The organism is Sphingobium terrigena (genome assembly GCF_003591655.1).
In the GTDB taxonomy this organism is placed as follows: Bacteria; Pseudomonadota; Alphaproteobacteria; order Sphingomonadales; family Sphingomonadaceae; genus Sphingobium; species Sphingobium terrigena.
Genome location: NZ_QVRA01000003.1, coordinates 278292 through 300596, shown reverse-complemented (window position 1 = coordinate 300596; position 22305 = coordinate 278292). Strand labels below are relative to the sequence as shown.

Annotated in this window: 22 protein-coding genes and 1 riboswitch; of the genes, 11 read left to right on the top strand and 11 right to left on the bottom strand. The window is 66.0% G+C overall.

The features are described from left to right. Positions 1 to 64: 64 nt before the first annotated feature. From D0Z70_RS05410 to D0Z70_RS05370, 9 genes are all read left to right on the top strand, one after another. Positions 65 to 1894, top strand: coding sequence for a tetratricopeptide repeat protein (locus D0Z70_RS05410; RefSeq protein ID WP_119744400.1), 1830 nt, complete (start codon positions 65 to 67; stop codon positions 1892 to 1894). Between the two features lie 11 nt (positions 1895 to 1905). Beyond that, the gene (locus D0Z70_RS05405) at positions 1906 to 3048 is read left to right on the top strand and encodes a deoxyguanosinetriphosphate triphosphohydrolase (protein WP_119744399.1); all 1143 of its coding nucleotides are present in this window, start codon (positions 1906 to 1908) and stop codon (positions 3046 to 3048) included. A 292-nt stretch (positions 3049 to 3340) separates the two neighbouring features. Further along, positions 3341 to 3441, top strand: a riboswitch (glycine riboswitch). A gap of 173 nt (positions 3442 to 3614) precedes the next feature. After that, positions 3615 to 4766: a glycine cleavage system aminomethyltransferase GcvT gene (gene gcvT, locus D0Z70_RS05395; RefSeq protein ID WP_119744397.1), complete on the top strand. Its 1152-nt coding sequence runs from the start codon at positions 3615 to 3617 to the stop codon at positions 4764 to 4766. 22 nt (positions 4767 to 4788) lie between these two features. Then, positions 4789 to 5160, top strand: a complete 372-nt coding sequence (gene gcvH, locus D0Z70_RS05390) for a glycine cleavage system protein GcvH (RefSeq protein ID WP_119744396.1) — start codon at positions 4789 to 4791, stop codon at positions 5158 to 5160. A 129-nt stretch (positions 5161 to 5289) separates the two neighbouring features. After that, on the top strand, positions 5290 to 6648 hold the full coding sequence (gene gcvPA / locus D0Z70_RS05385; RefSeq protein WP_119744395.1) for an aminomethyl-transferring glycine dehydrogenase subunit GcvPA: 1359 nt from the start codon (positions 5290 to 5292) through the stop codon (positions 6646 to 6648). Next, positions 6645 to 6782 (top strand): hypothetical protein, encoded by a 138-nt coding sequence (locus tag D0Z70_RS24840; protein ID WP_182913844.1) that lies wholly within the window; start codon positions 6645 to 6647, stop codon positions 6780 to 6782. The genes gcvPA and D0Z70_RS24840 overlap by 4 nt, the downstream gene beginning before the upstream one ends. A 1-nt stretch (position 6783) precedes the next feature. After that, positions 6784 to 8352 carry an aminomethyl-transferring glycine dehydrogenase subunit GcvPB gene (gene gcvPB / locus D0Z70_RS05380; protein ID WP_119744394.1) on the top strand — a complete coding sequence of 523 codons (1569 nt, stop codon included), beginning with the start codon at positions 6784 to 6786 and terminating at the stop codon, positions 8350 to 8352. Further along, positions 8349 to 8984 carry a DUF938 domain-containing protein gene (locus tag D0Z70_RS05375; protein ID WP_119744393.1) on the top strand — a complete coding sequence of 212 codons (636 nt, stop codon included), beginning with the start codon at positions 8349 to 8351 and terminating at the stop codon, positions 8982 to 8984. The genes gcvPB and D0Z70_RS05375 overlap by 4 nt, the downstream gene beginning before the upstream one ends. A gap of 289 nt (positions 8985 to 9273) precedes the next feature. After that, positions 9274 to 10149, top strand: coding sequence for a hypothetical protein (locus tag D0Z70_RS05370; protein WP_119744392.1), 876 nt, complete (start codon positions 9274 to 9276; stop codon positions 10147 to 10149). Here D0Z70_RS05370 and D0Z70_RS05365 read toward each other — a convergent pair. The 7 genes from D0Z70_RS05365 to D0Z70_RS05335 all read right to left on the bottom strand — a co-directional run bounded on the left by D0Z70_RS05365 (position 10106) and on the right by D0Z70_RS05335 (position 18761). Continuing rightward, a complete protein-coding gene (locus tag D0Z70_RS05365; RefSeq protein WP_119744391.1) occupies positions 10106 to 12097 on the bottom strand; it encodes an ATP-binding protein in 1992 nt (663 codons plus the stop codon). The two genes, D0Z70_RS05370 and D0Z70_RS05365, sit on opposite strands and share 44 nt — an antisense overlap. A gap of 59 nt (positions 12098 to 12156) precedes the next feature. Further along, entirely contained in the window at positions 12157 to 13389 is a 1233-nt protein-coding gene (spt, locus tag D0Z70_RS05360) for a serine palmitoyltransferase (RefSeq protein ID WP_119744455.1), read from the bottom strand. A 135-nt stretch (positions 13390 to 13524) separates the two neighbouring features. Further along, complete coding sequence (locus tag D0Z70_RS05355) at positions 13525 to 13770, bottom strand: acyl carrier protein (RefSeq protein ID WP_119744390.1); 246 nt, start codon at positions 13768 to 13770, stop codon at positions 13525 to 13527. Between the two features lie 119 nt (positions 13771 to 13889). Further along, the gene (locus D0Z70_RS05350; RefSeq protein WP_119744389.1) at positions 13890 to 14168 is read right to left on the bottom strand and encodes an ETC complex I subunit; all 279 of its coding nucleotides are present in this window, start codon (positions 14166 to 14168) and stop codon (positions 13890 to 13892) included. A 55-nt stretch (positions 14169 to 14223) separates the two neighbouring features. Continuing rightward, a complete protein-coding gene (gene hrpB, locus D0Z70_RS05345) occupies positions 14224 to 16767 on the bottom strand; it encodes an ATP-dependent helicase HrpB (RefSeq protein ID WP_119744388.1) in 2544 nt (847 codons plus the stop codon). Between the two features lie 37 nt (positions 16768 to 16804). Next, a complete protein-coding gene (locus D0Z70_RS05340) occupies positions 16805 to 17584 on the bottom strand; it encodes a TSUP family transporter (protein ID WP_119744387.1) in 780 nt (259 codons plus the stop codon). Between the two features lie 148 nt (positions 17585 to 17732). Continuing rightward, complete coding sequence (locus tag D0Z70_RS05335; protein ID WP_119744386.1) at positions 17733 to 18761, bottom strand: polyprenyl synthetase family protein; 1029 nt, start codon at positions 18759 to 18761, stop codon at positions 17733 to 17735. Positions 18762 to 18864: 103 nt separating this feature from the next. Between D0Z70_RS05335 and D0Z70_RS05330 the strand changes: the two genes are divergently transcribed. Then, a complete protein-coding gene (locus tag D0Z70_RS05330; protein ID WP_119744454.1) occupies positions 18865 to 19143 on the top strand; it encodes a chorismate mutase in 279 nt (92 codons plus the stop codon). On the opposite strand, the gene D0Z70_RS05325 is transcribed toward D0Z70_RS05330, so the two are convergent. The 4 genes from D0Z70_RS05325 to D0Z70_RS05310 all read right to left on the bottom strand — a co-directional run bounded on the left by D0Z70_RS05325 (position 19144) and on the right by D0Z70_RS05310 (position 21947). After that, positions 19144 to 20037, bottom strand: a complete 894-nt coding sequence (locus D0Z70_RS05325) for a DMT family transporter (RefSeq protein WP_119744385.1) — start codon at positions 20035 to 20037, stop codon at positions 19144 to 19146. It lies immediately after the preceding gene. Between the two features lie 190 nt (positions 20038 to 20227). Next, entirely contained in the window at positions 20228 to 20875 is a 648-nt protein-coding gene (locus tag D0Z70_RS05320) for a heme exporter protein CcmB (protein WP_119744384.1), read from the bottom strand. After that, positions 20872 to 21501, bottom strand: a complete 630-nt coding sequence (gene ccmA / locus D0Z70_RS05315) for a heme ABC exporter ATP-binding protein CcmA (RefSeq protein ID WP_119744383.1) — start codon at positions 21499 to 21501, stop codon at positions 20872 to 20874. Before ccmA ends, D0Z70_RS05320 begins: the two co-directional genes overlap by 4 nt. Beyond that, on the bottom strand, positions 21498 to 21947 hold the full coding sequence (locus tag D0Z70_RS05310; RefSeq protein WP_119744382.1) for a metallopeptidase family protein: 450 nt from the start codon (positions 21945 to 21947) through the stop codon (positions 21498 to 21500). The genes ccmA and D0Z70_RS05310 overlap by 4 nt, the downstream gene beginning before the upstream one ends. Between D0Z70_RS05310 and D0Z70_RS05305 the strand changes: the two genes are divergently transcribed. Then, entirely contained in the window at positions 21946 to 22233 is a 288-nt protein-coding gene (locus tag D0Z70_RS05305) for a 4a-hydroxytetrahydrobiopterin dehydratase (protein WP_119744381.1), read from the top strand. The genes D0Z70_RS05310 and D0Z70_RS05305 overlap by 2 nt on opposite strands. Positions 22234 to 22305 lie beyond the last annotated feature (72 nt).

The window sequence follows — 22305 nt, the reverse complement described above, 5'->3', positions numbered from 1 at the left end:
TCATCGCGATATGGTATAAGGCCCAGATGTGAAACGCTCTCTTCCCTGGATATTTGCCGCACTGATGCTTTCGGGCGGGGCGCGGGCGCAGGTCGATCAGTCGCAACTGGTGCGTCCGCCCGATGCGGCTGACCTCAACACATACCTTGCCCGCCTGTCGGCCAATCCGCGCGACGTTGCGGCGCTGATCGGCGCGGGGGAGGCGGCACTGGCGCTGGATGATCCGCGCGCCGCCGCCGGTTTCTTCGCCCGCGCCGATGCGATTGCCAGCGGCAATGGCCGGATCAAGGCCGGGCTTGGCCGGGTGATGCTGAAGCTGCAAAATCCCGGCGAAGCGCTGCGCCTGTTCGATCAGGCAGCGCGGCTGGGCTATCCCGACGCGACCATATTGGCCGATCGCGGGCTGGCGCGCGACATGACCGGGGATCAGGCCGGGGCGCAGCGCGATTATCAGGCGGCGCTGCAACGCACGCCTGACGATGCGGAGCTGATCCGGCGCTATGCGGCGTCTTTGGGGATCGCCGGGCAGGTCGAGGCGGCGGACAAGGTGATGCAGCCGCTCTTCTACAAGAGCGACCGGGCCGCCTGGCGCTATCGCGCCTTCATTCTGGCGATGAACAACCGGCAGGCCGATGCGCAGAAGATTGCCGAGCAGACCATGCCTGCGCAACTCGCCACGGCGATCATCCCCTATATGCGCAAAATGCCCTATCTGACCCCGGCGCAAAAGGCAGCGGCGGTGCATTTCGGCCATTTCCCGACCCAGATCGGCACCAGCATCGCGGCCATCGTGCCGACGCCGCCGGCACCCGGCTATAGCCAGCCGGTTGTCGCCAAAACGCCGCCGGTCGTCGTGGCGGCGGCACCGACCAGCCCCGCGCAGGATCGCCGCGCGCGGCGTGCCGAGCAGCAACGCCAGCGCCGCGAAGCGACCCGGCTGGCGCGGGCCGAGACGGTGCGCCCGGCGGTGGTGCAACCGGCAGCGGCACCCACGCCCACGCCCACACCTATACCCATACCCATACCAGCGCCGCCATCCGTCGCTCAACAACCGGCACCGCAACCGGTGCAGCCGCCACCCGCGCAGGTGCAGATGGTTCAGCCGACGCCCGCCGCGCCAGCGCCGGTCCAGACCGCGCCGCCGCAGCAGGTCGCCGCTGCTTCCCCGCAGGTGCAGGGGCCGCCAGCGCCGGGCTTTGAATCGGTCGATACGGCGCAGACGGCTGCCCCGGCCGCGAGCCAGCCAGCGCCTGCGACCCAGCTCAACGCCATCACGCTGGCGCAGGCGTCGGTTCCTGCGCCGTCGCCATCCATGGGGCCACCGTCGCCCGTCGTGCAGCCCACGCCCATGCCAGCCGTCGCGCCATCACCGCCGCAGCCCGATCCGCAGGCGACCCGGACTTTGGCCGACATCATCCGCGCGATCGACGTGCCGGAAACCGAACGGCAGTCGAGCGTCGCCGCCGTCGATCTGGCCGAGATCGAGAAGATCCAGGCCGCGCGCCGGGCCGAGCGTCTGGCCGCTGCCGACAAGGTGAAGAAGGCCGCCGCTGCCAAGGCCAAGGCGGAGGCTGACGCCAAGGCGAAGAAGGAAGCCGAGGAAAAGAAGCGCCTGGCCGACAATCCCGCGCGCAGCTGGCTCCAGATTGCTACGGGCGCGAGCAAGAGTGCGCTGGGCTTCACCCTCAAGACGATGCGCAAGAAATATGATGCGCTGGCCCCGCAAAGCGCCTGGGTCGCCAGCTGGGGACGGACCAACCGGCTGGTCGTTGGTCCCTTCGCCAGCTTCACCCGCGCCAAAACGCTTGAAACCAAGCTTAAGGGCGAGGGCGCGGACGTTTTTGCCTGGCAAAGCGATGCGGGAGAGGTAGTCGAAAGGCTGGGCGGCGAGTAGAGGGGCGTCTCATGACGATCCTTGCTTCCTATGCCTGCCACCCGGACGCCAGCCGGGGTCGCCTCCACCCCGAAGAAGGGGGCGAGGTGCGCGGTCCGCGTGACATGTTCCAGCGCGACCGTGATCGCATCATCCACTCGATCGCGTTCCGGCGGCTTCGCCACAAGACGCAGGTGTTTGTGTCGCCCGATGGCGATCATTTCCGCGTCCGCCTGACCCATAGTCTGGAAGTCGCGCAGATTGGCCGCACCACCGCGCGGACGCTGGGGCTGAACGAGGATCTGACCGAGGCGTTGTGCCTGGCCCATGATATCGGCCATCCGCCGTTCGGCCATGCGGGGGAGGATGCGCTGGAGGCGGCGATGGAGGCGCATGGCGGCTTTGATCACAACGCCCATACGCTGCGCACGCTGATGCTGCTGGAAAGCCCCTATCCGCGCTTTGCGGGACTGAACCTCAGCTGGGAAATGCTGGAGGGGCTGGCCAAGCATAATGGGCCGATCGCCAATCCCGGCTGGGCGATGCGCGAACTGGACGCGCTGTTGCCGCTGGACCTGACCAGCCATGCCTCGCTGGAGGCGCAGCTGGCGGCGATTTCGGACGACATCGCTTATGACAATCATGACATTGACGATGGGCTGCGCGCCGGGCTGCTGACGCTTGACCAGTTGCTGGAGGTGCCGTTCGTGGCGCGCTGCTGGGAGAGGGTGCGGGCGCGTTATCCCGATGTTGCGCAGGACCGGCTGCTGCGCGAACTTGTGCGCGAACAGATTGGCGTAATGGCCAATGACCTGATCGCATCGACCCGCGCCAATATTGCGGAGTCGGGGGTGGAGACGGTGGAGGATGTCCGCGCGCTGGGCCGCACGCTGGTCGCCTTCTCGCCGGAACTGGCGGCGGAAGAACGCGACCTCAAGCGCTTCATGTATGCCAGCCTCTATCATCATCCCGAACAATTGGCCGCTGCCGACCGGGCGCGAGTGATCGTCACCGACCTGTTCGCTGCCTATCAGGCTGATCCCGCGCTGATGCCGGACGAATGGCGCGACGAGTGCGTCAGGCAAGAACCCGACCGCAGCCGGCATATCGCGGACTTCATCGCCGGGATGACCGACCGCTATGCCGAAAAGCGCCATGCGGAGATATTTGGGTAAGGTAAAATCTACCCTGCGCGCAGGGTTGTGACATATGGGTTCTGTATTTTTATAACGTCATGCTGAACTTGTTTAGCTGCGCTGGCCTGCGGCTCAGCATCCATCGCGCCCCAAGAGCCTCCGCTCGTGACGAGAAATGGACCCTGAAACAAGTTCAGGGTGACGATGAAGGAGAGCATGGTTTTATATGCGATAGCCCTGCCCTTCCAAGGGAGGATGTGCATAGGCAATTGACGCGCCGGTGCGTTTGACGCAATGCACAACATGTCTCCGGCGCTGAGGATTCGGTGCCGGGCACGATGCGGGAGAGCATGGGCGGTCTTTCAGGCCAGGCCCGTCGCCGAAGGAGCAACCGCCCCGGAATCTCTCAGGCCAAAGGACCGCATCGCGCGCAGACACTCTGGAAAGCGGACGGGGGAAACCTGTCCCACCGAAGGGGTAAGCCGTTTCCTGGCTTCAGGACGGTCAAAGCTCTCAGGTTCCCGTGACAGAGGGGGTGACGAACAAGGCGGTCCTTTGCGGGCCGGGCTGATCGTCGCTGTGCCCTCTTACGGAAAGGCCGTCTTATGACCGCCAATGACACTATCGCCACGCTGGAAGACGCCCTGCCGCTGGAGGCCTTGCCGCTCGACGCCTGGCATCGCGCGCGTGGCGCGCGGATGGTCGGTTTTGCCGGTTATCATATGCCGATCCAATATGACGGCATCATGGCCGAACATGGCTGGACCCGCGAACATGCGGGCCTGTTCGACGTCAGCCATATGGGGCAGTTGACCTTCTCCGGCGAGGGCGTGGACGAGGCGCTGGAACTGTTGTTGCCCAGCGACATCAGGGGATTGAAGCCCGGTCGCCAGCGCTATTCGATGCTGCTGGATCGCGATGGCGGCATACTCGACGACCTGATGGTGTCCCGTCCCGCGGACGGCGCGTTCGATGATGCGGCGATCTATATGGTCGTCAACGGCGCGACCAAATATGACGATATTGGCTGGATGATCGAGCATCTGCCCGACGACGTCGTGATGAACCATATGGCCGATCAGGCGCTGCTGGCGTTGCAGGGACCGGAAGCGGGCGAGGCTATGGCCGCGCTGGTGCCTGGGACCGCTGAGTTGATCTTCATGCAGTGCGGTGCGTTCGAGTGGAACGGGGTGCCGCTGTGGATCAGCCGGTCGGGCTATACCGGTGAGGACGGGTTTGAAATCAGCCTGCCAGCGGACGCCGCCGTCGCTTTTGCTGACGCCTTGTGCGCGCTGCCGCAGGTCAAGCCGATCGGCCTTGGCGCGCGCGATTCCTTGCGGCTGGAGGCGGGCTTGCCGCTTTATGGCCATGACCTGACGCCCGCGGTCAGCACGATTGGTGCGGATCTGGGCTTTGCGATCCAGAAGCGCCGTCGCGAGGAAGGCGGCTTTATCGGCCATGGCCGGGTGATGAAGGAACTGGCCGATGGTCCGGGCGCAAAGCGGGTGGGCCTGACGATCGAAGGGCGCCTGCCAGCGCGTGAGGGCGCGCAGATTTATGTCGGCGATGTGCAGGTGGGCGATGTCACCTCCGGCGGGTTCGCGCCCAGTGTTGGTGCGCCGATCGCCATGGGTTGGGTCAGCCTGCCCCATAGCGCCATCGGCACCGCGCTGGAGATTGAGGTGCGCGGCAAGCGTATCGCCGCTGTGGTTGCGCCCATGCCGTTCGTGCCGCACCGTTATCGCCGCAAGGCCTGAGTTTTTCGAGGGGAGTATATCCATGAGCCGTTATTTCACCGACGAACATGAATGGATCGACGTCGAGGGCGAGATCGCCACGGTCGGCATCACCGATTATGCGCAGGAGCAGCTGGGCGACATCGTGTTCGTCGAACTGCCCGCTGAAGGCACGACGTTCGACAAGGGCGACGACGCCGCCGTGGTCGAATCGGTCAAGGCCGCATCCGACGTCTATGCGCCGATTTCGGGTGAAGTGATCGAGGCCAATGGCGCGCTGGAGGATGAACCCGCGCTGGTCAACAGCGATGCCGAGGAAGATGGCTGGTTCTTCAAGCTGCGCATGACCGACCCGTCCGAGCTGGAAGGGTTGATGACCGAAGCGGCCTACAAGAAGTTTGTGGCCGCGCTTTAATCTTTCGTTCCCCTCCCGCTTGCGGGAGGGGTTAGGGGAGGGCGTGTCGCGCCATCCCCGTCACATGCCCTCCCCTAACCCCTCCCGCAAGCGGGAGGGGAGATAATGGGGCGAGGGGGGAGTATTGACATGCGCTACCTACCCCTGACCGACACTGACCGGCAGCAGATGCTGTCCGTCATCGGTGCAGCCTCGATCGACGATCTGTTCGTTGACGTGCCAGCCGAAGCGCGGCTGTCCGCCAAGATCGCCGGGCTTCCCGACCATGCCAGCGAACTGGCGGTCGAGCGCCATATGGGCAAGCTGGCGCGGCAAAATCTGTCGGCGGGGGAAGCGCCCTTCTTTCTGGGCGCGGGGGCGTACAGGCATCATGTCCCGGCCAGCGTCGATCATCTGATCCAGCGCGGCGAGTTTCTGACCGCCTACACCCCCTATCAGCCGGAAATCGCGCAGGGGACATTGCAGGTCTTGTTCGAGTTCCAGACGCAGGTGGCGCGCCTGCTGGGCTGCGACGTGGCGAACGCATCCATGTATGACGGATCGACGGCCTGCTGGGAAGCGATCGGCATGGCGCGGCGGATCACCAAGCGGAGCAAGGCGATATTGTCGTCGGGCCTGCACCCCCATTATGTGTCGGTCGCCAACACCATGGCGAAATTCACCGGCGACCAGTTGCTCCATGACGCGCCGACGCTGAGCGCCGCGACCGATATCGAGGCGCTGATCGCGGGCATCGACAAGGACACAAGCTGCGTCGTCGTCCAATATCCCGACATTTTGGGGCGCATTGCCGACCTGACCCCGTTGGCAGAAGCGGCCCATGCGGCAGGCGCGCTGTTGGTGGCGGTGGTCACCGAGCCGGTGGCGCTGGGCGCGCTGGTGCCGCCGGGCGAGATGGGCGCGGACATTGTGGTGGGCGAAGGCCAGTCGATCGGCGTTGGCCTCCAGTTCGGCGGGCCGTATCTTGGCCTGTTCGCGTGCAAGCAGAAATATGTCCGCCAGATGCCGGGCCGCCTGTGCGGCGAGACGGTGGACGCGGCGGGCAAGCGCGGTTTCGTGCTGACCCTCTCCACCCGCGAACAGCATATCCGCCGCGAAAAGGCGACGTCGAATATCTGCACCAATTCAGGGCTTTGTGCGCTGGCGTTCAGCATCCACATGACCCTGTTGGGGGAAAAGGGGCTGCGCGAACTGGCGGCGCTCAATCATGGGTTGGCGGTGCAGGCTGCCGATCGATTGGCGCAGGTGCCGGGGGTGACGCTGCTGAACGACAGCTTCTTCAACGAGTTCACACTGGTCCTGACCAAGGACGCGCGTGAGGTCGTGCGCAGCCTGGCCGACAAGGGCGTGCTGGCGGGCGTGTCGCTGGGTCGCCTGTTCCCGCAACACATGTCCGTGGGCAACGGTCTGGTCGTCGCGGTGACCGAGACGGTCATAGCGGAGGATATCGAAACGCTGGCCAAGGCGCTGGAGGAGGAACTGGCATGAGCTTCTTTCTTTCTCCGTTCGGGCTGAGCCTGTCGAAGCCCTCGCCTGAGCGTAGCGAAGGCACCTCACTGCGTTCGGCGATGCCCTTCGACTTCGCTCAGGGCGAACGGCTTATTTGTGGGAAGGATTTCTAAGATGACCATGCTCAAGGAAGGCCGCCCCACCGCCCCCGTCCCCGTCAAGGACGCGCATATGGCCCCCGCGACCGTTACCGGCAACCGCGCGCTGATGCTGGAAGAGGCGCTGATCTTCGAGATTGGATCGACCGACACGACCGGCGTCGATTTCGCGCCCGCGCCCAAGGTGGCCAGCCGTCTTGGCGGGCTGGAGCGGCGGGCGATCGGCCTGCCGGGCCTGTCGGAACAGGAAACGGTGCGCCATTATACGCGCCTCAGCCGTCAGAATTACGCCATCGACCTGGGCCTGTTTCCGCTCGGCAGTTGCACGATGAAGCATAATCCGCGCCTCAACGAAAAGGTCGCGCGGATGCCCGGTTTTGCCGATCTCCACCCGCTCAGCCCGCAATCGACGGTGCAGGGCGCGCTGGCGGTGATCCATGAGCTGGCGGAATGGCTGGTGACGCTTACGGGCATGCATTCGGTCGCCATGTCGCCCAAGGCTGGGGCGCATGGGGAATTGTGCGGCCTGCTGGCGATCCGCGCGGCGCTGGAAGCGCGGGGCGACGCGCGCAGCGTCGTGCTGGTGCCCGAAAGCGCGCATGGCACCAATCCCGCCACGGCGGCTTTCTGCGGTTACAAGGTCGAGGATATTCCCGCGACGCCCGAAGGCCGGGTCGATCTGGCGGCGCTGACGGCGCGGCTGGGGCCGGATGTGGCGGCGGTGATGATCACCAATCCCAATACCTGCGGCCTGTTCGAGCGCGACCTCAAGACGATTTCCGACGCGGTTCATGCGGCGGGCGCGTTCGTCTATTGCGATGGGGCGAATTTCAACGCCATTGTCGGCCGGGTCCGCCCCGGCGATCTGGGCGTCGACGCGATGCACATCAACCTGCACAAGACCTTCTCCACCCCCCATGGCGGCGGCGGTCCCGGCTCCGGCCCGGTCGTGTTGTCGGAGGCGCTGGCACCCTATGCGCCGCTACCCTTCGTGGAGAAGCAGGGCGACACATTCGTCCTGATCGAGGAGGAATCGGCGCAGGATCATCATGCCGGGACGTTCGGCCGCATGGTCGCCTTCCATGGCCAGATGGGCATGTTCACCCGTGCTTTGGCCTATATCATGAGCCATGGCGCTGACGGGCTGCGGCAGGTGGCGGAGGATGCGGTCCTCAATGCCAACTATATCTTGCGCAGCCTGGACGATGTGCTGGACGCGCCGTTCGGTGGCAGCGGCCCTTGTATGCATGAGGCTTTGTTCAGCGATAAGGGGCTGGCCGAGGGCTTCACGACGCTCGATATCGCCAAAGGGCTGATCGACGAGGGTTTCCACCCGATGACCATGTATTTCCCCCTGGTCGTCCATGGTGCGATGCTGGTCGAACCGACCGAGACCGAGAGCAAGGCCGCGCTCGACCAGTTCATCATGGCGCTGCGCAGCCTGGCGCAACGGGCCAAGGCAGGGGACGAGGCCTTGAAGGGCGCGCCCTATCATGCGCCGCGCCGTCGCCTGGATGAAACGCTGGCGGCGCGCAAGCCGGTGCTGACCTGGGAAGCGCCGGCGCTGGCGCAGGCGGCGGAATGACGCTCTGGGTTCCGGGCGAAGCGGGCGGCGAGGCGCAGAAACGCCACGCCCCCGCGACGCTGCGGAACCGGGACGCCATTCTTTTGATCCTGCGCGACATTTTGCCGCCTGCTGGCTTGGTGCTGGAAGTGGCGAGTGGTAGCGGCGAACATGCGATCCACTTCGCCGCCGCGCTGCCTGCGCTTGAGTGGCAACCGAGCGATCCCGATCCGGCGGCGCTGGCATCCATTGCGGCGTGGCAGGCGGAGGCGGGGTTGGCGAACCTGCGCGCGCCGATCCAGCTCGACGCGGCGGGTGACTGGCCGGTGGACCGGGTTGATGCGATATTGTGCATCAACATGGTGCATATCAGTCCGTGGGACGCGACACTGGGGTTGATGCAGGGGGCAGGGCGGGCATTGCCGCCCGGCGGTCTGCTCTATCTCTATGGTCCCTATATCCGCGACGATGTGGAGACCGCGTCCAGCAATCTGGCGTTCGACGCCTCGCTCAAGGCGCGCGACCCGCGCTGGGGCGTGCGGCGGCTGGAGGATGTCGTGGCGGCGGCGGAGGCGCAGGGTTTGCGCTTTGACCGGCTGGTCGAAATGGCGGCGAATAATCTGTCGGTGATTTTCCGGCGAGAGACCTGCTGAAATCCGTTCGCGCTGAGCCTGTCGAAGCGCTTTATACCAAATCACGTTGATTGTGACTCCTCTCCCCTCCCCGGCGGGGAGGGTTGATTGGAGTCACGTGCCTCCAATCAAGGGGAGGGGGAGCGAGGCGAAGCCGCGCGTCCACGCTGGCGGCGGTGCACCCCCACCCAACCTCCCCCTCAAGGGGGAGGGGATGGAGTAGGTCACTTTCAACGCATCTTGGTATTACTATCCAGCGAGCAAGAACGGGCCTTCGACAAGTTCAGGCCGAACGGATAAGGGGAGCGCAATGTCCAGCCAACTCCTTCCCCTCGTAACCGCCGAATTGCTCCAGCCCGCCGATCCGCGCGCGGCGGCGATGGCCGGGGCGCTGGCGGCGCGCTATCCGTCGGCGGCGCGGGCGGTGCTATTCTATGGCTCGTGCTTGCGGGAGGCCAATCTCGACGGGTTGATGCTCGATTTCTATCTGATCGTGTCGGACTATCGCGCCGCCTATGGCAAAAGCTGGCTGGCGCGGGCCAATGCGCTGATCCCGCCCAATGTGTTTCCGTTTGAAGATAATGGCTTGATCGCCAAATATGCGGTGTTGTCCGAAGCGGACTTTGCCCGGCTGTGCAGTCCCGCGGCGGACAATGTGTCGGTGTGGGCGCGCTTTGCCCAGCCTTCGCGGCTGTTATGGGTGGCGGATGAGGATGCGCGGGAACGCGCCATTGCCGCCGTGGCACAGGCCGCGCCGACTTTGCTGGCGCTGGCGCGACCGATGGCGGAAGGGCAGGATGCGCTATCCTTGTGGAAGCAAGGCTTCACCCTGACTTACGGCGCCGAGTTGCGGGCCGAGCGCAAGGGGCGGTCGCTCTCGATCGTGGATGCTGACCCGGATCGCTATCGCCGTTTCGGTGAGGCGGCGCTGGCGGACGGCCTGCCGCCGTCGCCCGAACAGGCTGCCCGGCGCTGGCATCAGCTCCAGCGGCGCGGCAAGTGGCTGTCGGTGGTGCGGCTGGCCAAGGCGAGCTTCACCTATGCGGGCGGGATCGACTATCTGGCGTGGAAGATCAACCGCCATGCCGGGACCGCGATCGTCATCAAGCCCTGGCAGCGGCGCTGGCCGCTGCTGGGCGCGCTCACTCTGCTGCCGCGACTGTTCCGCTCTGGGTCGATCCGTTGAGCGCGGTCGACAGCGCATTGGCCAGCGCCATCAGCGTATAGGGTTTGCGCAGCACTTCATGGCCGACAAAATCGGCGCTGGCGGTCGCGTCCCCGGCATAGCCGGTCACGAACAGCACCGGCAGATGGCGATATTGGGCGGGCAGCGCGCGGATCATTTCCGGGCCGGTGAGGTCGGGCATCAGCACGTCGCTCATGATCAGGCCAATGTCGCCGTTGTTGGCCAGCAGCTTGGCGGCCTTCGACGGATGATCGCAGGCGATGGGCAGGTGCCCCAGCTCCGCCAGCGCCGCCATCGTCTGGTTCAGCACGCGCGGATCATCCTCCACCACCAGGATGCGGGTGGGGGGATGCAGTGTCGCGGCGTGCATCGGTGATGCCGCATCGACCGCATCGGTGGCGGCGCTGCCCATGCGGCGGGGCAGGTAGATATGGACGCTGGTGCCTTTGTCGGGTTCGGATTCGATGCGGATTTCGCCCTCGCACTGGCGCACGAAACCGAAGATCTGGCTGAGGCCAAGGCCGGTGCCCTTGCCGACTGGTTTGGTTGTGAAGAAGGGTTCGAACACGCGGGCCAGTACCTCCGCGCTCATGCCGCAGCCATCGTCGGCGACGGTCAGCACGACATAATCGCCCGCGACGCAATCGCCCACTTCGCCTGCCGCCAGCACCGCCTGGCCCGTGCCGATGGTCAGCCGCCCGCGCCCGTCCATCGCGTCGCGCGCATTGACGCACAGGTTCAGGATGGCGTTTTCCATCTGATGCTGGTCGACGAAGATGCGCCAGCCCTGTGCCTTGGGGGCAAGCGCGACGATAATCTGGTCGCCGATGGTGCGGTCGATCAGTTCGGCCATGCCCGACACCAGCGCATCGGGATCGACCGCGCTGGGCAGCAGAGGTTCGGACCGGGCAAAGGCCAGCAGGCGGCGGGTGAGGGCGGAGGCGCGATTGGCCCCCTCCATCGCATTGTCGAGATGGCGGGATGCTTCTGCCGGCTTCAAGCGGATATTGCGCTTGGCCAGTTCCAGCCCGCCGACAACAACGGCCAGCATATTGTTGAAATCATGGGCGATGCCGCCGGTCAACTGACCCACAGCGTCCATCTTGTGCATCTGGCGCAGATTTTCCTCCGCCGCCGCGCGCTCGATCGATTCCTGTTTCAGCCGCTCATAGGCGTCGGTCAGTTCCGCCGTCCGCGTGCGCACCGCCAGATCCAGCCGGTCGGCGCGCTCCGCCTCCGCCTCCGCCAGCCGCCGCGCGTTGCGGCGGTCGCTATAGGCGACATGGGCGAACCAGGCGGCGAACAGGACGCATACCAGCATCGCCAGCCCCAGCAGGCGCGATGTCTGCCCCATCCATTCGGTGCGATCCCCCGCCAGCGTCACCGCCAGGCTGCGTTCGCGCAGGCGCAGATTTTCCGCCTGGATCACCCGGTCGAGCAAAGCGGTGATGCGTTTGAGGTCGCGCGAGGTGCCTGCCTCATGAAAGCGGCCCAGCGCGGCCATCTTCTGGTCATAGGTGGTGCGCAGACCGATTTCGTTCAGCGTCTTGCCGCGCGCCATATAGGCATGGTGCAATGCCTCGACATTGCCGCGCTGCCAGCCGGTGCCGCGCGTCGCATAGCCCAGCGCCTTCAATTGCGCGCCGGCGGTGCGCCACTGATCCTGAAACAGGCGACCCGTGTCCGGGTTCAGGCCAATGACATAGCGGGCCAGCGTCACTTCGGCGCGCGCGGTCTGCGCCTCGAACGCGCGGGCCAGCGCGATAATCTCGAAGCTGCGCTGCTGTTCGGCCAGCGCCTGCGCATGATCGCGCGAGGCATTGCTGGCGCTGTAGAGCAAAGCGCCCAGCGACCCGACCAGCAGGATACCGAGCAGGAACGGCAACAGGCGCCGTATCGCCATGCGCCAGCCCCTTTCCTGATCGTCCATAATATCGCTGTCCGCCATCACTCGTCACACTAGCCGAATAAGGATAGCAGCGAAACGATCGCGATCAATGGCACCGGTCAGGCGATTGCGCCCGTTGCCTTGCCCGCGACCTTGAACATGCCGATAATCTGTTCGACCTGTTCGTCGCTATGGTCCGCGCAAAGCGAACAGCGCAGCAGGAAGGTGCCAGCCGGGGTTGCGGGCGGGCGGGCCATGTTGACGTAGAGGCCGAGTTCCAGCAGCGTCTGCCAGATCGCGACGGCTTGGGCCTGATCGGTCAGGATCACCGCGATGATCGCCGATTGCGGCGTCTTGGTCCCCAGCGTGAAGCCGAGGTCGGTCAGCCCCTTGTGCAGCCGCTTGCTGTTCTTCCACAGATGGGCGCGCTTTTCGCCGGCGTGCATCAGCTTGCGGATGCTGGTCGCGGCGGTCGCGACCACGCTGGGCGGCAGTGACGCGGTGAACACATAGGGGCGGCAGACCAGCCGCATGATTTCGAACTTGGGATGGTTGGAGACGCAGAAGCCGCCGACCGTACCGACCGATTTGGAGAAGGTGCCGACGACGAAATCCACGTCCTTTTCGACACCCTGTTCCTCATAGACGCCGCGGCCATTGGGGCCGAAAAAGCCCATGCCATGGGCTTCATCGACCAGGATCATGCAGTTTTGATGCTTGCGCACCGCTGCCACCATGTCCGGCAGGGGGGCGATGTCGCCCAGCATCGAATAGACGCCTTCCAGCACGACCAGCTTGAGCGCGTCGGCGGGCAGGCGACCGAGGCGCTTGTCCAGATCTTCAACGCTATTGTGGCGGAAGCGGACGATTTCCGCGTCGCCCAGGAAGCAGCCATCATAGATGGACGCATGGCTGTCGGCGTCCAGCACGACATAATCGCCGCGCCCGGCCAGCGTCGAAATCACGCCCAGATTGGCCTGATAACCGGTCGAAAAGACCATGGCCGATGACGTGCCGTAAAATTCCTTGAGGGCATCCTCGACTTCGCGATGGCCCTGATAGGTGCCGTTGAGGACGCGGCTGCCAGTGGTGCCAGCACCAAATTCGTCCAGCGCCTTCTTGCCCGCTGCGACCACATCGGGGTCGAAGGTCATGCCCATATAATTATAGGTGCCAAGCAGGATGGTTTCCTTGCCCTTGATGATCGCGCGGGTTGGCGAGAGCACCTGATCCATCACGATCGAGAAAGGATCGCGCACGCCGGTGTCCAGCAGCGCCTGGCGCTCGGCGATCAGGGGATCGAATTTGGAGAGCAGGTCGCGGGTGTCGGCGGCGATGGCGGTGTCGGTCATAATATCCATGGTCCTAAAGCCGTTCGGGCTGAGCGAAGTCGAAGCCCTGTGCCGAGCGGAGCCGAGGCCTCATGCTTCGCCTTCGCTCAGCAGCGCCCTTCGACTTCGCTCAGGGCGAACGGACGTTGTTCCTATTTACGCGGCCTTCAGCTTTGCGACGGCATCCACCAGCTGGCCGATCGTCTCGATCTCCGCCTGCATGTTCATGGTGATCAGGATATCGAATTCATCCTCGATCGCAGCGACGAAATCCATCACGGTCAGGCTGTCCCATTCCAGATCGCCGGCAAAGGTGGTGGTTTCGGTCAGCGCGACGCCCTTTTTATTGAAAGGGGCGACCTGCGCGGTGACGCTGTCGAAAATTTCGGTGCGATCCGTCATCTTTTGCTTCTGTCTTTCCGTAAAGCACGGCTTTTGCCGCCTCGGCCTGCCCTATGGCAAGGGAATAAGGCGGCAATCGGGCAGCATCGCGCCCGAATTTGCGCGGTGCTTTTGCGCCTTTACCGGAAATTGTCGGCGTAGGCCTGCAATTTCAGCGTCTTGGGCGGGGTCGCGATGACGGTGTAGGCCACGCCCTGCTTTTGCGCATAGGCGATGGCCGCTTCTTGCGACGGGAAGTTGAGTTTGAGCTGCTGCTGCGTGTCGCCAGAGCCAGCCCAGCCGGTCAGCGGATCGGCCTGCTTGGCTTCGGCGGGCGCATATTCCAGCACCCATTTATGGGTCAGCGCCTTGCCCGATTGCAGGGCGTTCTTCTGGATCTGGTAAATGCGCGCGCTCATCGCGAAAGACTCCGGTAAATCGTGATGCTGCGTTGCACCAGCGTCCGGCGTGAAGTCAAGAGCGGCTGCGGGCATCGGCGCGCTTGGTGCGCAATGTGGGCGGCGCGGCGGTCGGATCGTCGGGCCAGGGATGGCGGGGATAGCGACCGCGCATTTCCTTGGCGACGTCGCGCCAGTTGCCCGCCCAAAAGCCGGGCAGGTCGCGGGTCGTCTGGATCGGGCGGCCAGCGGGCGAGGTGAGTGACAGGACGAGCGGGATGCGCGCGCTGCCAACGGTCGGATGCTCGGCCAGGCCGTAGAGCGCCTGCACCCGCAATTCGACGCGCGGGCCGCCATCGGCCATATAGTCGATCGCGTGGCTACTGCCTGCCGGGGATCGAAAATCGGGCGGGGCGAGCCGATCCACCTGCTGCTTGCCATCCCAGCCGATCAGCCCGTCCAGTACGCCCGACAATTGCGACCGGTCGATGTCCGACAGGCGGCGCTTGCCAGCTAGCAGGGGTGGCAGCCATTCGTCGAGGCTGGCGATCAGCGCCGCGTCCGACAGTGCCTCGACCCCGGCGAAATCGGCGCGCATTCGCAGCGATTGCGCGGCCTCCGACCAGGGGAGGAGATCAAGGCCGCCCTGCCGCACGCCGTCCAGCAATGCTGCAACCACTGCCGCCGGATCGGGCCGGTCGTCGGAGCCGGACGACAGGCGCACCGCGCCCAGCCGCCGTTCCCGCAGCGCCTCTATCCCGCCATTGGCCGGGCGGAAGCGGACGGTGCGGCTGGTCATGATCCGGTCGGGGAATAGCGCCAGCACATCCGCCTCGCTGATCGGCGCGGCGGAGAGGATGCGCGCGCCCGCGGCGCTGCCCTGCACCTCGCCCACCGCCAGCCATTCCTCACGGGCTAATGGGGAGAGGGGATCGAGGCGGAAGCCGCGCCCGCCCACACTCGCCCAGTCCGCGCCATCGGCGGAGCGGCGTTTGGATACGCGGTCGGGGAAGGCGAGGGCGAGGCAGAGGCCGGTCGCTTCCGTCGCGCTGACTGTCCCCCTCCCGCTTGCGGGAGGGGCTAGGGGAGGGCGTGTCGCTAGATTAGCTGTTACAGACCCTCCCCCGACCCCTCCCGCAAGCGGGAGGGGAGCAAGATGGTTGGGCGTCGCCACCAGTCTCGCCCACCGTTTCGCCAGCGCGCGGCCTGCGTCGGCGCGCTTGCCGCTTTCGCGGCGCCAGCGTTGCAGGCGCAGGGTGAGGTCGGTGTCCTGGCCGCCAATGCCGCGCTCGCCAAGCAGCACGGCGATCTCGGCGGCGGTCTGCGCCAGACCCATCTCGCCCGCGCGCACCAGCATATGGGCGATGCGCGGGCTGAGCGGCAGTTTCGCCAGCGCCTTGCCATGCGGGGTGATCCGTCCGTCGCTGTCGAGTGCTTCCAATGCGGTCAGCCGCGTCCGCGCTTCGGCGATGGCTGCAGCGGGCGGCGGGTCGAGCCAGCGCAGCGTCGCCGGATCGCTAACCCCCCACAAAGCGCAGTCAAGCAGCAGGCTGGAGAGGTCGCTTTCCAACATCTCCGGTGGATCGAAGGGCGGCATTCCCGCGCTGGCGGCGGCTTCCCACAGGCGATAGGCGACGCCGGGGCGCTGGCGCGCGGCGCGGCCCGCGCGCTGGGTCGCCGACGCCTGACTGGCGCGTTCGGTGACCAGCCGCGTGACGCCTGCCGCCCGGTCATAACGGGGTCGCCGCGCCAGTCCGCTATCGACGACGATGCGAACGCCGTCGATGGTCAGGCTGGTTTCGGCGATGCTGGTCGCCAATATGACCTTGCGCGCGCCCGACCGGGATGGCCGGATCGCGGCGCGCTGGGCTGCCGGATCGAGCGATCCGTGGAGCAGATGGACATCATAGGGACCGCCCTCGATCCGTTCTGCCGTCCGCTCGATTTCGCGCACGCCGGGCAGGAAGGCCAGCAGGTCGCCTTGCGTTTCCTCGCTGATGGCGCGGCGGATGGCGGCGGCCATTTCATCCTCGATTCTGCGTTCGGCATTGCGGCCGATATGGCGCAGGTCGAGCGGCTGGATGCGGCCTTCGCTTTCGATCACCGGGGCGTCGCCAAGCAACGCAGCGAAGCGTGCGCCGTCCAGCGTCGCCGACATCGGTATGATGCGCAGGTCCGGGCGCAGTGCCTCCTGCGCGTCGAGCGCGAGGGCGAGGCCAAAATCGCTGTCCAGGCTGCGCTCATGCACTTCGTCGAACAGCACCGCCGATACGCCTGCCAGTTCCGGGTCGTCCTGAATCCGCCGCACGAATATGCCCTCGGTCAGGACCAGAAGCCGGGTGCGCGCGGACGACTTGCTGTCCATCCGCGTGGCATAGCCGACCGTGCCGCCGGGCTGTTCGCCCAGCATTTCGGCGATCCGCTCGGCAGCGGCGCGGGCGGCGAGGCGGCGGGGGGAGAGCAGCAGGACCTGACCGCTGCACCATGGTTCGTCCAGCAGGGCGGGCGCGACCGCCGTTGTCTTGCCCGCCCCCGGCGGCGCGACCAGCACGGCGTTGCTGCCGGTGCGCAGCGCGGCGAGCAGGTCGGGCAGGACGGCATGGATGGGCAGGGCGGTCATCGCCGTTCCATCGGGCCAATTCGCGCTGCGGGCAAGATCAACCGAAGAGATATTGGTGGATCGGATTTTTGGGATCGATCAGCATCTTGGCGGTCAGCGCCAGCGACATGATGATCAGCAGCGGCTTGATCAAGCGTGAGCCGAACCGCATCGCGAGGTGCGAGCCGACCTGTCCGCCGATGACGCTGCCGATGGCCATGGTGAGACCTGCGATCCACAGCACATGGCCGCCCGCGACCATGGTGAGCAGGCCCGCGACATTGCTGGCGAAATTGGCGGCCTTGGTCTGGGCGGTGGCGCGCAGGATGGACAGGCCGCCGAGCGCCAGGAAGATGGTGGTGTAGAAAGCGCCAGCGCCGGGACCGAAAAAGCCGTCGTAGAAGCCGATGACGCCGATCAGGCCGCTCAGTGCGCCGATGCCGACGCGGGCGTGCCGGTCAGCCTCGCCCAGCTTGGGCGAGAAGGTGAAATAGGCGGCAATGGTGATGAGCAGGGCAGGCATCAGTCCGGCCAGGATCGACGGATCGACCCGCTGGAGCAGCCAGGCGCCACCGACCGACCCGATGAAGGCAGCGATCACTGGGGCTTTGTAAGTCTTAAGGTCCATATGGCCGCGCCGGGCATAGGCGAGGCAGGCGCCGAATGTGCCGAAGCAGCTTTGCAACTTGTTGGTCGCAACCGCCTGCACCGGCGGAATGCCTGCGGCCATCAGCGCGGGCAGGGTGATCAGGCCGCCACCGCCCGCCATCGCGTCGATGCACCCGGCCATGAGGGCGGCGGCCAGCAGGAAAGCGAGGGTTTCGGGGGTCAGGATCATGGATAATTATCCGTTCAGCCCCAGACGTGATCCGGGGGAAGTCGATGCGCTTTACCGAGCGAAGTGAGGTGCCTCGCTCCGCTCGGCATGGCCCTTCGACTTCGCTCAGGGCGAACGGGATTAGAAACGAACGAGAATTGGCTGATCCTCAATAAGCGCGGATCGTTGCAAATTCGACCGCTTCGGTCAGCGCGGCCTTGGCCTTGCCATTGTCGAACATGCCGAGCGCGTCGATCGCGCGCTGGCCGTAGTGGCGGGCGCGGGCCAGCGTGTCGGCGATGGCCCCGGTGCGGCGCAGCAGGGCGGTGGCGTGGGCCAGATCATCGTCGCCAATCTTGTGGCCGGCAATCGCCGCCTTCCAGAAGGCGCGATCCTCGTCGCTGCCACGGGCGTAGGCGAGGATGACGGGCAGCGTCACCTTGCCATCGCGGAAATCGTCGCCCGCATCCTTGCCCATGGTCGCGCCGTCCGATTCATAATCGATCGCGTCGTCGATCAGCTGGAAGGCGATGCCGAGGTTGCGGCCATAGACGTCGAGCGCCTGTTCCTCCCGCTCGTCGCGGTCGGCGACCACGGCGGAGATGCGGCAGGCGGCGGCGAAGAGTGCAGCGGTCTTGGCCCCGATAATGTCGAGATACTGGTCCTCGCTGGTGTCGATCTTGCGCTGGGCAGTCAGCTGGTTGACCTCGCCCTCCGCAATCACGGCAGAGGCATTGGCCAGGATTTTGAGGACTTTGAGCGACTCAGCCTCGACCATCAGCTCGAACGAGCGGGAGAAGAGGAAATCGCCGACCAGCACGCTGGCACTGTTGCCCCAGATGATGTTGGCGGTCTTGCGGCCCCGGCGCAGGCCCGATCCGTCCACGACATCGTCATGCAGCAGCGTGGCGGTGTGGATGAATTCGACCGCGGCGGCCAGCTTGTAATGGCGCGATCCGGCATAGCCGACCAGATCGGCGCAGGCCAAAGTCAGCATCGGCCGCAGCCTCTTGCCGCCGCCCGCGATCAGATGGCCGGCCAGTTCGGGGATCAGCGGAATGCGCGACTGCATCCGGTCCAGAATCACGGCATTGACCTGGTTCATGCCGTCGGCGACCAGGTTCATGATGGGGGCCAGCGACGGCGCGCTTTTGGCGCGGCCGATGGGATGGACGTTACCGGGGGCGGGTGCTGTCATGACCTGCGTCCCTTGGCGGGGCAAAATGCAGATGGCAAGCGGGAATAGCTTGCCTGAAAGGCCATATGGCGCAAAAAGCGCGCCGACTGAGCGGAGGACGGACGTGACCGACACATTGCAGCGCTATCGCGAGAGCATCGACAATATCGACGCGGCGCTGGTGTTCATGCTGGCCGAACGGTTCAAGGTGACGCAGGCGGTGGGCGAATATAAGGCGACCCATGCGCTGCCCCCCGCCGATCCGGGGCGGGAGGAGCGGCAGGTCGCCCGGTTGCGCCAGCTGGCGCTGGACGCCAATCTGGACCCGGATTTCACCGAGAAATTCCTGCGCTTCATCATCGACGAAGTGATCCGCCACCATGAAAGGCTGCGGGAGGGCTGATCACGCCGGTTCGGTCAGGTCCGCTTTTTTCGCGGGGGCCGATCGACCGAGCAATACGCCGCCCAGCGCCAGCGCGAAGCCGATCAGCTGCACCGGGCCGAGCCGTTCGCCAAAGAGCAGCCAGGCCTCGATCGCGGCGAGTGGGGGGACGAGCAGCAGCAGCATCGACATGGCGGTTGGTCCCTGATGCCTCACCAGCCAAACCAGCAGGCTGAGGCCCGCGGCTGACAGGCCAAGGACCGACCAGCCGAGCGCCGCCCAGAGCAGAGGATCATTGTCCCAGCGCCATTCGCCGACGATCAGCGTGGCGATGATGGCGACCAGTGCGCCGCCGATATTCTGGACGCCGCCGGATACCAGGATCGGATCGTCCGCCAGTCCGCCGCGCTGGATCAGCGTGCCGCCGGTCATGGCGATGATCGCGACGATGCCCGCTATGGCCAGCCCAACGGTGATGGAGCCGGTGCCGGTGCGGGCGATGGCGGGCTGCAGGACGCAGGCGACGCCGATGATCGCGATGGCCAGCCCCGCCCAGGTGCGGCGCGGCAGCCGGTCGCCGAGCAGGGCGACGCTGGCGACCGCGACCATCAACGGCTGGAGCGATCCGAGCAGCGACATGACGCCTGCGGGCATCCCCCGGCTGACCGCCCACCAGCTGACCGTCAGATAGACGCCATGCAGCATCGCGCCTGCGGCCAGATGCAGGCCGAGGCGGCGACCAGTGGGGAAGGACTGCCGCGCGTACAGCGCCGCACCGCAGAGCAGCAGCGCGACCAGCGTCATGCGGATCGCCAGCACCAGTTCCGGCGCGCCATGCGGCACCACCGCGCGGGCGACGATGAAGCCGGTGGACCAGATCAGGACGAACAGGGCGGAGGCGGCAAAAGCAAGCATGGTCGCGGCTTTGGCGCAGGCGCAACGCGATGTCGAGTGGCGGAAGGGATAGGGAGGGGCCTCGGCAAAGGGCAATTCTCTTTATCCGTTCGGGCTGAGCCTGTCGAAGCCCCGTCTTTCCTTGCGAGAAGAAGTACGGCCCTTCGACAGGCTCAGGGCGAACGGTGTTGGGGGTTTCAGTGGAAGCGTGTCACTCCCGCCCCGCCCGTATCGCAGCCCCGCCAGCGAAGGGCGTGATCGCGACCAGCAGGAGCGAGGCGGCGGCGAGGAATTTGAGGGCGGCGCCGCTGCCATCGCCCAGCGTGCCAGCGCCAAAGATCAGCAGCGGCACCGCCAGCGGCAGGGCCAGCAGCCCCGCCAGCGCGCCGCTCGATCGCAGGCCCGCGGTCAGCGTCGCGACCAGCAGGCCGAGTGCGGCCAGCGCCGGGGTTCCCACCAGCAGGCCCGCCTCCAGCATCGCTATCGTGCCGCCATCCAGCTTGAGCAAGGCGGCGGCGGGCAAAGTGGCGAGCATGAGTGGCGGGCCAAAGCCCAGCCAATGGGCAATCAGCCGGGCCAGCACGACCATTTCATCGCTTATGCCGCGCAGCGCGATCTGGTCCAGCACGCCCGCGTCCCGATCCGGCGCGATCAGCCGGTCGACCGGCAACAGGCTGGCGAGCAGCGCGGCGATCCACAGCATCCCGCCACCGGTGCGGCGCAGTAGCGTCAGGTCCGGCCCGACCGCAAAGGGATAGAGGCTGGCGACCAGCAGCAGGAAGGCGACCGGCAACCACAGGCCCGACGACCGCCAGGCAGCCGCCAGATCGCGTGAGGCGAGCAGCCAGAGCATCCTCATGCGTCCCACTCCCCCGGATAGAGAAGATGGGGCGGGTCGGGCAGATGGTCGGTCAGCGAGAGGATGACCGGCGCGCCGAGCGGGAGCGGCTGGTGCGAGGCGGTGACGACGATGCCGCCGCCTGCCAGATGCTTTGCAACCGCCGTGCCGAGCAAGTCGAGCGAGGCGGTGTCGAGGCCGTTGCCCGGCTCGTCCAACAGCCAGACCGGCGCGCCGCTGGCGATCACCCGCGCCAGCATCGCCCGTTTGCGCTGCCCGGTCGAGAGTATCCGCACCGGCACATCGGCCAGCGGAGCGAGCGCCATGGCGTCCAGCGCTGCGGCGACCGCGCCGTTCGCACTGTCGTCCAGCCGCGCCCAGAAATCGAGTGCGCGCGCCAGCGGCAATTCGCTGTCGAGCGCCAGCCGCTCATCGGCGAGCGCGACCGCGCCGTGGCGCATGACCGTGCCGGAAAAGGCGGGGAGCAGTCCGGCGCATAGCCGCAGCAGGCTGGACTTGCCGACGCCATTGGGGCCGGTCAAGAGGGCGCTGGCACCCGCATTCAGTGACAGGCTGACGCCGCGAAACAGCATCCGGCCGCCGCGCAGGCAGGCGACATCGGACAGATGCAGCCCCGCCCCGTTCATGGCGCGACCATATCCTCCAGCACATGCATGTCGAGGTCGGACAGGCCGAAATGATGGCCGATTTCATGGACGACGACATGGGTGATCAGTGCGTCCAGCGGCACTCCGGTTTCGACCCATTCGTCAAGCAGCGGGCGGCGGAACAGGTGGACGGTGGGCGGCGCATCCCCGGTCTGCGCCTCCTGCCCGACGGGGCGACCGGTGTAGAGGCCAGTCAGGCCGAACGGGTCGTCAATCTCCATCTCTTTCAGGACTTGCGCGTCGGCAAATTCCTCCACGAACAGGACGACATTGTGGAGATGGTCGGTGAAAGGGGCGGGCAGGCGGCTGAGCGCTTCGAGCGCCAGCGCCTCAATATCCTGCGCGGTGGGAGCTAAGCGGGGCGGTTGACCGTTGTGCGACATGGCTGCCACATAGGCGAAACTATTTTCAGAGGATAGGGACATGATCGAGAAGCTGAGCGATGAGGCGCGCGCGCTGGCGCTGGCTAACCTGCCCGAATGGACGGTCGTGGCCGACCCGGACGGCATATCGCGCCGCTTCACCTTCCCCGATTTCGTCGCGGCGTTCGGCTTCATGACGCGGGTGGCGATAGTGGCGGAGAAAGCGGACCATCATCCCGAATGGAGCAATGTCTATAACCGGGTGGACATGGTTCTGACCACCCATGATGCGGGCGGCCTGTCGCAGCGCGACATTGATCTGGCGCATCAGGTGGAGGGGTTGTTGTAATAGCTGCACCGTTCGGGCTGAGCGAAGTCGAAGCCTTCCGCTGAGCGAAGCGAAGCTGCTTCGCCTGCGGCT